The sequence below is a fragment of the Vibrio sp. NH-UV-68 genome (genome assembly GCF_042940635.1).
In the GTDB taxonomy this organism is placed as follows: domain Bacteria; phylum Pseudomonadota; class Gammaproteobacteria; order Enterobacterales; family Vibrionaceae; genus Vibrio; species Vibrio pacinii.
On sequence record NZ_CP134975.1, the window covers coordinates 638,920 to 652,388 of the forward strand.

General features: G+C 47.4%; 13 protein-coding genes. 10 read left to right on the forward strand and 3 right to left on the reverse strand.

Features of this window, described 5'->3' with window-relative positions:
• The first annotated feature begins 2 nt into the window (after positions 1–2).
• The 7 genes from secD to ViNHUV68_RS03065 all read left to right on the forward strand — a co-directional run bounded on the left by secD (position 3) and on the right by ViNHUV68_RS03065 (position 7,364).
• Positions 3–1,859, forward strand: a complete 1,857-nt coding sequence (secD, locus tag ViNHUV68_RS03035) for a protein translocase subunit SecD (RefSeq protein WP_084185957.1) — start codon at positions 3–5, stop codon at positions 1,857–1,859.
• A 14-nt stretch (positions 1,860–1,873) separates the two neighbouring features.
• Positions 1,874–2,821: a protein translocase subunit SecF gene (gene secF, locus ViNHUV68_RS03040; protein ID WP_038174961.1), complete on the forward strand. Its 948-nt coding sequence runs from the start codon at positions 1,874–1,876 to the stop codon at positions 2,819–2,821.
• Between the two features lie 82 nt (positions 2,822–2,903).
• Positions 2,904–3,407 (forward strand): hypothetical protein, encoded by a 504-nt coding sequence (locus tag ViNHUV68_RS03045; RefSeq protein WP_038174960.1) that lies wholly within the window; start codon positions 2,904–2,906, stop codon positions 3,405–3,407.
• 96 nt (positions 3,408–3,503) lie between these two features.
• On the forward strand, positions 3,504–3,836 hold the full coding sequence (locus ViNHUV68_RS03050) for a DUF1904 domain-containing protein (RefSeq protein WP_038174959.1): 333 nt from the start codon (positions 3,504–3,506) through the stop codon (positions 3,834–3,836).
• 25 nt (positions 3,837–3,861) lie between these two features.
• A complete protein-coding gene (gene mepA, locus ViNHUV68_RS03055) occupies positions 3,862–4,716 on the forward strand; it encodes a penicillin-insensitive murein endopeptidase (protein ID WP_084185956.1) in 855 nt (284 codons plus the stop codon).
• A 321-nt stretch (positions 4,717–5,037) separates the two neighbouring features.
• A complete protein-coding gene (locus ViNHUV68_RS03060; RefSeq protein WP_038174958.1) occupies positions 5,038–6,375 on the forward strand; it encodes a cytochrome ubiquinol oxidase subunit I in 1,338 nt (445 codons plus the stop codon).
• Positions 6,372–7,364: a cytochrome d ubiquinol oxidase subunit II gene (locus ViNHUV68_RS03065; protein WP_038174957.1), complete on the forward strand. Its 993-nt coding sequence runs from the start codon at positions 6,372–6,374 to the stop codon at positions 7,362–7,364. Before ViNHUV68_RS03060 ends, ViNHUV68_RS03065 begins: the two co-directional genes overlap by 4 nt.
• A gap of 57 nt (positions 7,365–7,421) precedes the next feature.
• Here ViNHUV68_RS03065 and ViNHUV68_RS03070 read toward each other — a convergent pair whose 3' ends face one another.
• The 3 genes from ViNHUV68_RS03070 to rdgC form a co-directional block, all read right to left on the reverse strand.
• Complete coding sequence (locus tag ViNHUV68_RS03070) at positions 7,422–7,676, reverse strand: YfhL family 4Fe-4S dicluster ferredoxin (RefSeq protein ID WP_038174956.1); 255 nt, start codon at positions 7,674–7,676, stop codon at positions 7,422–7,424.
• 2 nt (positions 7,677–7,678) lie between these two features.
• Entirely contained in the window at positions 7,679–9,079 is a 1,401-nt protein-coding gene (gene yegQ, locus ViNHUV68_RS03075; RefSeq protein WP_038174955.1) for a tRNA 5-hydroxyuridine modification protein YegQ, read from the reverse strand.
• A 280-nt stretch (positions 9,080–9,359) separates the two neighbouring features.
• Positions 9,360–10,274: a recombination-associated protein RdgC gene (gene rdgC / locus ViNHUV68_RS03080; RefSeq protein WP_038174954.1), complete on the reverse strand. Its 915-nt coding sequence runs from the start codon at positions 10,272–10,274 to the stop codon at positions 9,360–9,362.
• Positions 10,275–10,482: 208 nt separating this feature from the next.
• On the opposite strand from rdgC, the gene phoB reads away from it, so the two are divergent.
• From phoB to ViNHUV68_RS03095, 3 genes are read left to right on the forward strand one after another with little or no spacing between them, the layout of a single operon-like run.
• Positions 10,483–11,172, forward strand: coding sequence for a phosphate regulon transcriptional regulator PhoB (phoB, locus tag ViNHUV68_RS03085; RefSeq protein WP_038174953.1), 690 nt, complete (start codon positions 10,483–10,485; stop codon positions 11,170–11,172).
• Positions 11,173–11,203: 31 nt separating this feature from the next.
• On the forward strand, positions 11,204–12,502 hold the full coding sequence (gene phoR, locus ViNHUV68_RS03090) for a phosphate regulon sensor histidine kinase PhoR (RefSeq protein WP_038174952.1): 1,299 nt from the start codon (positions 11,204–11,206) through the stop codon (positions 12,500–12,502).
• An 8-nt stretch (positions 12,503–12,510) separates the two neighbouring features.
• Positions 12,511–13,461: a phosphate ABC transporter substrate-binding protein PstS family protein gene (locus ViNHUV68_RS03095; protein ID WP_391090255.1), complete on the forward strand. Its 951-nt coding sequence runs from the start codon at positions 12,511–12,513 to the stop codon at positions 13,459–13,461.
• Positions 13,462–13,469: the final 8 nt, after the last annotated feature.

Sequence of the window (13,469 nt, forward strand, 5' to 3'; positions counted from 1 at the left end):
CTGTGCTAAACCGATACCCGTTATGGAAGTATTTGATGGTGATGTTTACCATTGCCATCGCTGCGCTGTATGCACTTCCAAATCTCTACGGTGAAGATCCGGCAATTCAAGTTACAGGGGCGCGCGGCGCCTCTGTAGATATGTCAACGCTGGATTCTGTCACTCAAGCTCTCGAAAAACAGGGCTTATCTCATAAATCCATTGCTCTTGAAAATGGGTCTATTCTTGTACGTTTTGGCGATACTGATACTCAGATCAGTGCTCGTGATGTGATCAATGAAGCGTTAGGTAGCGACAACATTGTTGCCCTCAACCTTGCGCCAGCAACGCCTGACTGGCTTGAATCTATTGGTGCTGCACCAATGAAACTCGGCCTTGATCTCCGTGGTGGTGTTCACTTCTTAATGGAAGTAGACATGGACGCGGCGATGGAAAAGTTGGTGGGTCAGCAAGAAGAAGCCTTCCGCAGTGAGTTGCGTGAAGAAAAAATTCGTTACCGAGCCATTCGTCCATCGGGCAAAGAGGCGGTGGAAGTGTTACTGCGTGATCAGCAGCAACTCGACGATGCTCAGCAACTTCTCGAAAAAAATCACCCAGATATGATCTTTACTGAATCAGGTTCTGACGGTCGATTTGCTCTTGTTGCGACTTTTTCTGAGCAACGCTTAGTTGAAATTCGCAATTATGCTGTTGAGCAAAATATTACTATTTTGCGTAACCGTGTTAACGAGTTAGGTGTGGCAGAGCCGCTGGTTCAACGTCAGGGTGCGAGTCGTATTGTTGTTGAGTTGCCGGGTGTTCAAGACACCGCGCGCGCTAAAGAAATTCTTGGTGCGACCGCAACACTTGAGTTCCGCGAAGTCGACTCAAAAGCGGATCTTGCCGCTGCTGCTAGTGGTCGAGCGCCAGCTGGAAGCGAAATTAAGCAAGATCGTGATGGTCGTCCTGTCGTGTTGAAGAAACGCGTCATCCTTGGTGGTTCAAGCATTACCGATGCAAGCTCCAGTGTTGACGAGTATGGTCGTCCGCAAGTTAACATCTCACTTGATAGTGAAGGTGGTAACAAGATGTCTGCGTTCTCGAAGAAGAACATCGGTAAGCTTATGGCGACGGTGTTTGCAGAGTACAAAGATAGTGGTCGCCGCACGCCAGATGGTCGCGTCATCTTATCTAAGCATGAAGAAGTCATTAACCAAGCAACGATTCAATCTGCGTTAGGTCGTAACTTCCGTATTACTGGTATTGACTCTGCCGCTGAAGCTCACAATTTGGCACTATTGCTACGTGCTGGTGCTTTGATTGCGCCAATTTCGATTGTTGAAGAGCGTACCATTGGTCCATCTATGGGTCAGCAGAATATCGATATGGGTGTTCAGGCGTGTATTTGGGGTATGGTCGCGGTAATGCTGTTTACCCTGTTCTACTACCGCAAGTTTGGCTTGATTGCCAATATGGCACTGATGGCGAACCTAGTACTGATTATTGGTGTGATGTCGATGATTCCCGGAGCGACGATGACGCTACCTGGTATTGCCGGTATTGTTCTGACGGTCGGTATGGCAGTCGATGCTAACGTTCTGATCTTCGAGCGGATTCGTGAAGAACTTCGTGATGGACGCAGTCCACAACAAGCGATTCACCAAGGCTACGCCAATGCCTTTAGTACCATCGCCGATGCCAACATCACCACTCTTATCACCGCAATCATTCTGTTTGCTGTTGGTACTGGTGCGATTAAAGGTTTCGCGGTGACACTGTCTATCGGTATTTTAACTTCTATGTTTACTGCTATTGTCGGAACGCGCTGTGTCGTGAACCTAATGTACGGTGGTAAACGCATCAACAAACTGTCGATCTAAGGCTGGCAATTAGTATGTTTCAGATTCTAAAAGCAGAAAAAATGATCGACTTTATGCGTTGGTCGAAGCTGGCATTTATGTTCTCCATTTTGATGATCGGTGCGTCGATCTTTACTCTTTCGACCAAATGGTTGAACTGGGGTCTAGATTTTACGGGCGGCACGCTTATTGAAGTGGGGTTTGAACAACCTGCCAATCTAGAAGATATTCGTGGCGCATTAGAAGCGAAAGGTTTTGGCGATGCTACGGTACAAAACTTCGGTAGCGCGCGTGAAGTCATGGTGCGTCTGCGTCCGCGTGACAATATTGCTGGTGAAACCTTGGGTAACCAAATTCTTGCCGCGATCAAAGACGGTACTGGAGAAAGCGTTGAAATGCGCCGCATCGAGTTCGTTGGTCCGAACGTCGGAGATGAGTTAACCGAAGCTGGTGGTTTAGCGATTATCGTGTCGCTGCTGTGTATCTTGCTTTACGTATCGGTGCGTTTCGAATGGCGTCTGGCAGCCGGTGCTGTATTGGCGCTTGCGCACGATGTGATCATCACACTGGGTGTGTTCTCTCTGATGGAGATCGAAGTCGACTTGACTATCGTGGCAGCGTTGTTAACCGTTGTTGGTTACTCGCTCAACGATACCATTGTTGTCTTTGACCGTATCCGTGAGAACTTCCGTAAGATGCGTAAAGGCGAGCCACCGGAAATCATGAACAATTCAATTACGCAGACCTTGAGCCGTACCTTGATTACGTCAGGTACGACTTTGTTTGTGGTTATTGCACTGTTCACTCAAGGTGGGGCACTGATCCATGGTTTTGCAACCGCATTACTGCTTGGTATTACCGTTGGTACTTACTCATCAATCTATGTTGCTTCGGCACTGGCACTGAAGTTGGGTATCACCAAAGAACACTTAATGCCACCTCAAGTTGAAAAAGAGGGTGCAGAGTTCGACGAGATGCCATAAGGCTTATTCGCTTATTAAAGCCGCTGATTATCAGCGGCTTTTTTCTTTTTAACAGGTATGGCTTCTTTTTGCAGGTAAGGTTATGTGGCGTGCACTCTGTGTTATCACTCTATTCGTTACTCAGTCAGTGTTGGCCGCGAGTATTGTTTTCTCCGATGACGATGACACGCTAAAACAAGCGATTGTTTCGGGCTGGCAAGCATGTGGTGAGATGACTTGGTGTGAAGACGAGCTTAGTTATTACCGTGACAGTTTTATCGCGGAGGCGCGGGTCGAAGAAACTCAAATACACATCGAACTTCTTGCTCAATACAGTGCCCACCGCTTATCTCAAGTACAACTTGGTTTGCGTAAAGATGGCTTTGAGCTTATCAAAGCTACCATTGACCAGCAGTCACTTGATGTCAATACACTGCTCACTGGTTTAACTCGTCCAGAGGCAGATAAAAGAGTGATTCTATTTATTAACCGATTTTCTCAATCAACGCCTCGAGTACTGATTTGGCAGGCAGGGCAAAGACAAGTTGAGCTCACCAGTGATGGTGAAATGATCACTTTGCGTTACCATAATGATGCGCAGGACTAAGACAAGATTGGCCAAGCGGGTGCTTAGTGTTAAGCCATGCGAGACATTCGACATTACATTGGTATCATAATTTCAATATAACGACAGGAGCCTAGTATGCCTCATTTACGCTTTCGTGCGGTTGAGCCTCAATCCGTTCAGATTCTATCTAAACCACTTATCGATCAGTTACAACCTCATATGGCCTGTCCACGTGAGGACTTTACCTTTGAATATGTTTACACCACGTTTTACCATGAAGGAGAGGTTAGTGCGGCTTACCCTTTTGTTGAGGTGTTATGGTTCGATCGCGGTCAAGATATCCAAGATAAAGTGGCGCAAATTATCACTCAGCAAGTCCGTGAGCTGAGTGGTGAAGATGTCGATGTCGCGGTTATTTTTACCGCACTCAATGCCAGCAGCTACTATGATAATGGCAAGCACTATTAAGCAATAATCAAAACGAGGGAATACAATGCAGCGCAGTCATCCGGTGTGGTTTTGTCTTTGTTTCCTCGTCGCGCTGGTAAGCGTTGGCGTCTATGCCACGCCATGGGAGCAAATCCAAGCCCCCTCTAATCAGTCACCTCAGGCCATTGGCAGTTACGCCAATGGTTGTCTTGCCGGAGGAAACCCACTACCACTTCAAGGTGAGGGGTATCAAGTACTGCGCAGCGAGCGAACGCGTTATTACGGCCACCCTAATGCGATTCGCTTTGTTCAATCTTTGGCGCAGCAGGCAAAGCGTGAACTCAATAGCGTTATTTTGATCGGTGATCTCTCACTACCGCAAGGCGGTCGTTTTTCCACTGGGCATTCAAGCCATCAAACGGGCTTGGACATTGACGTTTGGTTACGTCTTACCGAGGCGCGATTATCAACCCAGCAACTTGCTAACCCAACCCCATTAAGTGTGGTGGATATTGACCGTTACCAACTGGTTAAGCCGCGCTGGGAGTCTCGCCATTTTGAGCTCATTAAAATGGCGGCAAGCGATGAACAGGTCGCGCGGATCTTTGTCCATCCGGTAATAAAACAGACCTTGTGTCGTAGCGAACAGAGCAATGAACGGGCTTGGCTGCGTAAAGTTCGCCCCTGGTGGGGGCACCATTACCATATGCATGTTCGTCTTAAATGCCCGCCCGGGAGTGTGGTTTGCCAATCTCAAGCTGAGCCTCCACAAGGTGATGGCTGTGGCGCGGAGCTTGCGAGCTGGAAGCCGCAACCTAAACCTAATTTAGCCAAGGTAACAGTCGCGAAAGCGAAAAAAAAGCGAGTAAAGGTGATGCCAGAGCAGTGTTTAACGCTACTGCAAACTCGCCATCTATAACGGCTTAATGGGCAATGAATGTTAATGTTGTGTAATTTAATTCCATAATTTCCGATGCTTATCTAAGGGTAGGCCGAATTGACATCAAGTTTGCCATCTTATCCACCAAATAGCGTAACTTAGTAAACTTTGGATACATATCATTGTATTTTGAGACGATTCTTTTACACCTTTCCTTCTCATAAATTGATATAAATCAATTTTTAATGCACTGAATTCATCAAATTAAGCTCAGATGAATCCAATTCGTCCTTTTCTACGTAATTAAATTACATCAGCAACGAGCTCATTAGAGCGAGACGAGTGTTTTGAGGACATAAGATGTTAGACACCCTCATGTTATCGCGGATTCAATTCGCGACCAATATTAGCTTTCACATACTCTTTCCGACTATCACCATTGCTTTGGCGTGGATGCTGGTTTTCTTTAAATGGCGTTATAACCGTAGTCAAGCGCCAGTTTGGCTGGATGTCTATTACTTTTGGGTCAAGATTTTTGCGCTGACGTTTGCGCTCGGTGTGGTCTCAGGGATCACCATGAGTTTCCAATTTGGCACTAATTGGCCTGGATTTATGGAGCGTGTCGGTAATGTTGCAGGCCCACTCTTAGGGTATGAAGTCATGACTGCCTTCTTTATGGAGGCGACCTTCCTTGGTGTGATGTTGTTTGGTCGCGGTCGCGTGCCTGATTGGTTCCATACGTTGGCGACCGTTCTGGTTGCGGTTGGTACCACAATGTCGGCATTTTGGATTTTAGTGCTGAATAGCTGGATGCATACGCCAAGTGGTTATGAGGTCATTGATGGTATTGTTCATGTTACCAGTTGGAAAGACGTTATCTTAAATCCATCGCTGCCTTACCGATTTACTCATACCTTGTTGGCGTCAGCGTTAACCGCAAGCTTTTTGGTTGCTGGCATCTCGGCTTATCAAGTGACGAAGCAACCGGGACATCGTGCGGCGAAGTTAGGTCTGAAGGTTGCGCTATTTGCAGCCGCAGGTTTTATCCCACTGCAAATTTTCATTGGCGATCTACATGGTTTGAATACCTTAGAACATCAACCCGCGAAGATCGCAGCGATGGAAGGGGTGTGGGAAACCGAGCAAGGTGCGCCACTGCTCTTGTTTGCTTGGCCAAATGAAGAGACTCGCACCAACGACCTTGCCGTTGGCATTCCTAATTTAGCCAGTTTAATTCTAACGCATGACCTCAATGGTGAAATCGTCGGACTTAACCAGTTTGCTCCTGATCATCCCCCGGTTAAACCGCTGTTCTTCGGTTTTCGAATTATGGTCGGAGTGGGCGTGTTGATGCTACTGGTCAGCTGGTACGGGGCGCTGCGTTTGATGCGCGGTAAGCCTTTACCTAAGCCTTATCTCTATACCGTTGTCGCCATGACATTCTCAGGTTGGGCTGCCACATTGGCTGGTTGGTATGTCACTGAAGTCGGTCGTCAACCTTGGTTAGTCAGTGGTGTGTTGAGAACCTCTGAAGCGGTAACAAGCGTCCCGAGTAGCAGTGTGATGATCTCACTGTTTATGTACCTCGCGATTTATGCGCTGCTGCTGGTGGCTTACATTCACACCTTATTCTATTTGGCGCGTAAAGATATTGCCGCACATCAGGTGCCATCCCAACAGCAAGAGGTTTATTCATGAGCAATCATTTACCAGAAATCTACTTATTGCTACTCGGCTTTTCGGTGTTTATGTACGCAGTGTTAGATGGCTATGATTTAGGCGTGGGGATGCTACTGCCAAGTAACAATGAGCAGCAGCGTGATCGTATGATCGCCTCCATTGGTCCATTTTGGGATGCCAACGAAACCTGGTTAGTATTGGCCGTCGGCATCTTATTGATCGCGTTCCCTAGCGCGCACAGTTTGATATTGACCGAACTCTACCTTCCGACGGCGTTAATGTTGATCGCACTGATCATGCGTGGTGTCGCGTTTGATTTTCGCGCGAAAGCCGTCTCGGATCACAAACCACGCTGGGATTGGTGTTTTAGAACTGGATCATTGATTGCGTCTTTGACGCAAGGTTACATGGTCGGTCGCTATATTATGGGATTTGAAGACTCGGGCCAAGCGTATGGTTTTGCTCTCTTAAGCAGTCTGTGTGTTGCGGCGGCTTACGTTTATATTGGGGGCGCTTGGCTAGTGCTTAAAACGGAAGGTGAGCTGCAAGTGCGCGCTGCGCGTTGGTCTCGACGGGCTGGCTGGGTGGCCGCATTGGGTATTCTGGTCGTTAGTATCGTCAATCCTATCGTCAATCAACAAGTGGCAATGCGCTGGTTTAGCTTCCCTGAAATTCTGTTGTTAGCACCGATCCCCATCATCGTCTTAGCCACTATTTTTGTCGTTGACCGCTACCTTCGCCAAGTACCTATGGTTAATGATTTAGGCGTCCGTTGGCCATTTTTTGGTGTCACGATAATTTTTGCCCTGAGCTTTTTAGGGCTAGCGTACAGCTTTTTCCCTCAAGTTGTGCCTGGGTTGATGACGGCGCAGCAATCGGCCTCATCACCTGCGACACTGATTATTGTCGGCTATGGGGTGATGATAGTGATGCCAATGATCTTGCTCTACACCTTTGCGGTGTATCGAATATTCAAAGGTAAAGCGACCGAGTTAAGTTATAAGTAGGTCTGTAAAAACGATATCTAGGATAATAAAAAACGCCGCTGAACGCGGCGTTTGTCTTTAGGCTAACCCTTGAATGATGACGAACTTCTCGAGCAGCTCATCGTCAGTTTCAATATGCTTTGGGTCAGTGATAATGCATTTAGTGATAGGGCAAACTGACTGGCAAGTCGGCTTGTCGTAATGGCCTTTACACTCGGTACAAAGGTCTGGGTCAATCTCAAAGATAGACTCCCCCATAGAGATTGCCCCATTAGGGCACTCAGGGTCACACATATCACAGTTAATGCATTTATCAGTGATCAGCAGTGCCATGCTTATTTACCTGTTGGGTTACGGGTATCCTGACCGACATTAAGGTTACGCATCAACAAGCCGAATTCTAGGTCCATATCTTGTGGAACAGGAATAAACACGAAGTGGCCGTTGCCTTTTGCGTCTTCAATTGACTGTGACTTACGGTTTTCCATTGCTTCAAGAGTGAACACAACATTACCTTTAGGGGTCATTAGCTCAAGGCTATCACCGACTAGGAATTTGTTCTTCACTTCGACTTCTGCAAGGTCACCACGGCGTTTACCGGTAAATTCACCAACAAATTGCTGAGCGTCTGAGACTGAATAGCCGTAGTCGTAGTTTTGGTAGGTATCGTGTGTGTGACGACGAAGGAAGCCCTCGGTGTAACCGCGGTGAGCTAAGCTTTCTAGTGTGCTCATTAGGCTCTCATCGAAAGGCTTGCCTGCAACCGCATCATCAATCGCTTTACGATAAACTTGCGCAGTACGAGCACAGTAGTAGAACGACTTAGTACGACCTTCAATCTTAAGTGAATGAACGCCCATCTTCGTTAAGCGCTCAACGTGTTGAATCGCACGCAGGTCTTTTGAGTTCATGATGTAAGTGCCGTGCTCATCTTCGTAAGCGGCCATTTTTTCGTCAGGGCGATGTGCTTCAGAGAGTAGCACCACTTCATCGGTTGGTTTACCACGACCGATAGTGGTTTCAGGACGCTCGTCTTGCACTTCGACAGGTTGCGCTTCGGCTGGATCAAACTTTTCGACGATATCGCCAGTGTCGTTCTCTTTACCTTGTTCTACCTTGTATTCCCAACGGCATGCGTTGGTACAGGTGCCTTGGTTAGGATCGCGCTTGTTGATGTAACCAGACAATAGACAGCGGCCAGAGTAAGCCATGCACAGTGCGCCATGAACGAAGACTTCGAGTTCAGTTTCTGGGCAGTGTTCGCGAATTTCTTCGATTTCTTCCAGAGAAAGCTCACGAGATACAATCACACGCTCAACACCATTGGCCGCCCAGAACTTGACCGTCGCCCAGTTGACGGCGTTAGCTTGAACAGACAAGTGGATTGGCATTTCAGGGAAGGCTTCACGAACCATCATGATAAGACCAGGGTCAGACATGATCAGGGCGTCAGGACCCATCTCAACCACCGGTTTAAGGTCACGGATGAAGGTCTTTAGCTTTGAGTTGTGCGGTTGAATATTACAGACCACGTAAAGCTTTTTGCCCAGGGCATGCGCTTCGTTGATACCAATGTTTAGGTTTTCGTGGTTGAACTCGTTGTTACGTACACGAAGGCTGTAACGCGGCTGGCCAGCGTAGACAGCATCTGCCCCGTAGGCAAAGGCGTAACGCATGTTTTTTAGGCTACCTGCCGGTGACAGTAGCTCAGGTACGAATGCTTTCTCAGTAGTCATTGTTTTTCTCTAGTCTGATCTCAAGTCAGGTTACTTCCACCTCGTGGAAGTAAAGGGGCGCAAATTTTACGTTAAAATGTGACTTGTGACTAGGGGAATATCCAAACAAACTGTGTGTCTATTCGGTGCTTTGTTAGCAGAGTTGAAATTTGAAACAAGGAAATGTTTAAGACAAGATGGGCCGAGGTGATAGCAGACTCAGCGATACCAACCGATACTGTCGTCATCATCGTGGTGACGACAGTATCGGTTGCTTAAGTCTTACGCCATGCCGTTTTGATTAGGCATTTGGGTGAGGCAATCCACCAAGGCACTCGTATAGGTTAGGTAGAAACGCGCTCAGCTCACCACACATCAACGAGAAGTCAGCGTCAAAACGCGCGGCTTGATCTTCACGCGGAATGTCTTCATTTTGATCTTTAAGTTCATCAGAGAACTTGAGGCGCTTGATGCTGCCATCTTCAGCCAAAATGAACTCGATGCGTTCTTGCCACCATAGGGCGAGTTTAGTGACCACTTTATCTGCGTCGATATGGCTGCGAATCTCATCAGCCGTCAACTCTTGTTTCTTACAGCGAATCACGCCGCCTTCTTCGAGTACCGATTTAAGCTCAGCTTCATCAAGCATTTCAATGCCGGCAGGCGTCGCGCCCGTTTTGACCCATTCGGTCAACGTAGTTTCAATGGCGGTTTCTGGAATGGCTGGCACAACCGGTAGGCTACCCATGGTTTTACGCAGCAGGGCTAGCACATCTTCGGCTTTTTTGTAGCTGCTGGCATCGACGAGAATGAAGCCTTCTTTTGGCAAAATCAGCACATAAGTATGGTTGCTGCGGCTAAAGGCACGCGGTAACAGATCAATCAAGATGTCTTCTTTAAGATTATCTTTCTCTTTCTTTTTCAGCGCACGGCCTTCTTGTAATTCCATCGCCTCGACTTTGTCATTCAAAGAGTCCTTGATTACCGAAGCCGGAATCATTTTCTCTTCTCTTTTGGCGCAGATCAGAATGCGGTCTTCTGATACGTGAGTCATCATGTCGCCATGTTTTCCCATCGCCGTTACCCAGCCAAATTTTTGCTTGTCTTGGCTGCCACAAGGTGTGAAACGAAACTCAGCCAATTGCTTCTCTAGTTGGTCCGCATTGAACTCAATATCACGGTTAAAACGATAAACCAGACAGTTTTTAAACCACATACTCTTTCTCTATACCTTTTGTTGAGCTGCCAATCATAAAGACTTTTGCGACGCTTGTCTTACTGCAAACACACAATAGTGGGATGAAAGTTATATGAAAATTTGTTTTCAAAGGTCACAAAAGTGTCATAATTGCTAGTGATAATGCTTAACGTTGCACAAGGGCAGCTAGCCCGAAATCACTCAACTTATACAAGGTTACTGGATTATGTCTAGAAGGATTCTGGTTGTTGAAGACGAAGCGCCAATTCGTGAAATGCTCTGCTTTGTTCTCGAACAAAAAGGCTATCAAGCCGTTGAAGCAGAAGATTACGATAGCGCGGTAACGAAACTGGCTGAACCCTTCCCAGATCTAGTATTACTAGACTGGATGTTACCAGGTGGCAGTGGTATCAACTTTATCAAACATATGAAACGCGAAGAGCTGACACGAAATATTCCTGTGGTGATGCTGACTGCACGCGGTGAAGAAGAAGATAAAGTTCGCGGGCTTGAAGTGGGCGCTGATGACTATATTACCAAGCCATTTTCACCTAAAGAGTTAGTGGCACGTTTAAAAGCGGTCATTCGCCGCGTGACTCCGACGGCTCTTGAAGATGTGATTGATGTGCAAGGTCTCAAGCTCGACCCTGTTTCACACCGAGTGACGGCTAACGATCTACCATTAGATATGGGTCCAACAGAATTTAAGATGCTGCACTTTTTCATGACTCATCAAGAACGTGTCTACAGTCGTGAGCAGCTGTTAAACAATGTATGGGGCACAAACGTGTATGTTGAAGATCGCACCGTCGATGTTCATATTCGTCGTTTACGTAAAGCGCTTGAAGCCGCTGGTCATGACAAACTGATCCAGACCGTGCGTGGCGCTGGCTATCGTTTCTCGACCAAAGCATAGTAGGATTGCGAGTGCGCAAACGGAGAGGTAAGTGGTAGAACGGTTAACTTGGAAAAAGCTAGCGTGGGAGCTGGTTTTTTTTTACACCCCATGGATCGTCGTAGGGTGGATATTTGGTTTTATGCCGTGGTTGCTTTTGGCGGCGACGGCTTTGCAGCTTGTGTGGCACTTACACAACCAAATGCGCTTATCGGCATGGTTGTGGGATGAAAAACGTTTAACACCGCCATCGGGCAGTGGCCATTGGGAGTCACTATTCAATGGTATCTACCGTTTGCAGCAGCGTCAGCGTAAAAAACGTAAAGAATTGACCAACCTGATTCGCCGTTTCCGTAATGGTGCTGAATCCCTGCCAGATGCCGTGGTGGTGTTTCGCAGTGAAGGCAACATTGTGTGGTGCAACAAACTTGCTCAACATTTGCTCGGTTTTAAATGGCCCGACGACTCCGGTCAGCCAATTTCGAATTTGATTCGTACCCCAGATTTTATCAAATACCTCAATAAACAAGACTTCTCTGAGCCGTTAGAGATGCGTTCGCCGCTTAACGTTGAACGTATGCTTGAGCTACGTATTGTGCCTTACACCGAAGGTGAACACTTGATGGTGGTCCGGGATGTCAGTCAGTTGAAGCAGCTTGAGGGCATGCGTCGCAACTTTTTTGCTAATGTCTCGCATGAACTGCGCACGCCAATGACGGTACTGCAAGGTTATCTGGAAATGACCGAAGACCCAGATATGGTGGTGGGCCCAATGTGGACCAAAGCTCATGGGGTGATGACAGAGCAGCTCAATCGAATGAACAGCTTGGTCAATCAGTTGCTGACGTTATCAAAAATTGAAGCGGCGCCGATGCATGAACTGGATGAAGTGGTGAATGTGCCCGCGATGCTTGAGGTACTAGAAAAAGAAGCCGTTAGTCTAAGTGGTGAGGCCGAACATAAACTCAGTTTTGATGTCGATAGTAAGCTGCGCGTATTAGGTGATGATGATCAACTGCGCAGTGCGATTTCTAACTTGGTCTACAATGCGGTCAAGTACACCCCACCAGGTGCGGATATTCATGTTCGTTGGTACCAGAGTTCTCAAGGAGCGCATCTTGAAGTGGAAGACAGTGGTGATGGTATTGAGCCTCAGCATCTACATCGTCTGACTGAGCGTTTTTATCGAGTCGATAAAGCGCGCTCGCGTGATACGGGAGGCAGTGGCTTAGGGCTGGCGATTGTTAAGCACGCTCTTTCACATCATGATTCGCGTTTAGAAATACACAGCGAAGTCGGTGTTGGTAGTAAGTTCTCGTTTATTCTACCGTCTAGGTTGGTGGTTAAGTGATTAAGCCACTGTTGACGTCATTGTTATTCGTATCTAGCGCATGCTTGGCAAGTCAGACGCTGTTACCTGATTATCAAAAAGTGCCGGGTATTTCGGGCACGTTAACCAGTGTTGGTTCAGATACATTGGCCGGTATGACGACGCTATGGGTTGAAGAGTTCAAGCAGTTATACCCAAGTGTTAATGGCCAGGTGCAAGCGTCGGGTTCCTCGACGGCGCCGCCGGCATTAACCGAACGTACAGCGCAATTTGGGCCGATGAGTCGACCAATGCGAAACCGCGAAATTGAAGCGTTTGAACGCGAGCATGGTTACAAGCCGACGGCATTAAGAGTGGCGATCGACGCGATTGGCATTTTTGTTCATCGAGACAACCCAATTGAAGGGCTCAATTTTGTCCAACTCGACAGTATTTTCTCTGCCACTTTGCGTTGTGGGTCGACACAGCAAATCAACCGCTGGGCAGACCTTGGCTTAGATTACCAATGGGCTAAGCGAGGTATTCAATTGTTTGGGCGTAATTCGGTGTCTGGAACTTATGGCTATTTTAAAAAGCACGCACTGTGTGGCGGTGATTTTAAAAATAGCGTTAATGAACAGCCAGGATCGGCGTCTGTGGTTCAATCGGTGGGCTCTGCCGTTAATACCATTGGTTACTCGGGGGTCGGTTATCAAGTGTCTGATGTCAAGTTGCTGCCGATTGCACAACGGGGCAGTGAGTACATTGAAGCGAGTCAGGAAAATATTTTATCTGGTGAGTACCCACTATCACGCTATCTCTATGTTTACGTTAATAAACATCCGTCGAAACCGTTAAGACCGATCGAACGTGAGTTTATTCGCTTTATCTATTCTCTTCAGGGGCAAGCCTTGGTGGCCAAAGATGGTTATGTGGCGATCTCGGCGCAAATAGCCCGACAAGAATTGGCTAAAGTCGGTATTACCGCCCATAGCGACTAAGGTTTAAC

Excerpts from the sequence above, each read along its gene's own strand:
- ViNHUV68_RS03050 (WP_038174959.1), top strand. The coding sequence starts at position 3,504 with ATGCCTCATTTACGCTTTCGTGCGGTTGAGCCTCAATCCGTTCAGATT.
- ViNHUV68_RS03060 (WP_038174958.1), top strand. The coding sequence starts at position 5,038 with ATGTTAGACACCCTCATGTTATCGCGGATTCAATTCGCGACCAATATT.
- rdgC (WP_038174954.1), bottom strand. The coding sequence starts at position 10,274 with ATGTGGTTTAAAAACTGTCTGGTTTATCGTTTTAACCGTGATATTGAG.
- ViNHUV68_RS03070 (WP_038174956.1), bottom strand. The coding sequence starts at position 7,676 with ATGGCACTGCTGATCACTGATAAATGCATTAACTGTGATATGTGTGAC.
- ViNHUV68_RS03045 (WP_038174960.1), top strand. The coding sequence starts at position 2,904 with ATGTGGCGTGCACTCTGTGTTATCACTCTATTCGTTACTCAGTCAGTG.
- ViNHUV68_RS03065 (WP_038174957.1), top strand. The coding sequence starts at position 6,372 with ATGAGCAATCATTTACCAGAAATCTACTTATTGCTACTCGGCTTTTCG.
- phoB (WP_038174953.1), top strand. The coding sequence starts at position 10,483 with ATGTCTAGAAGGATTCTGGTTGTTGAAGACGAAGCGCCAATTCGTGAA.
- secF (WP_038174961.1), top strand. The coding sequence starts at position 1,874 with ATGTTTCAGATTCTAAAAGCAGAAAAAATGATCGACTTTATGCGTTGG.
- mepA (WP_084185956.1), top strand. The coding sequence starts at position 3,862 with ATGCAGCGCAGTCATCCGGTGTGGTTTTGTCTTTGTTTCCTCGTCGCG.
- yegQ (WP_038174955.1), bottom strand. The coding sequence starts at position 9,079 with ATGACTACTGAGAAAGCATTCGTACCTGAGCTACTGTCACCGGCAGGT.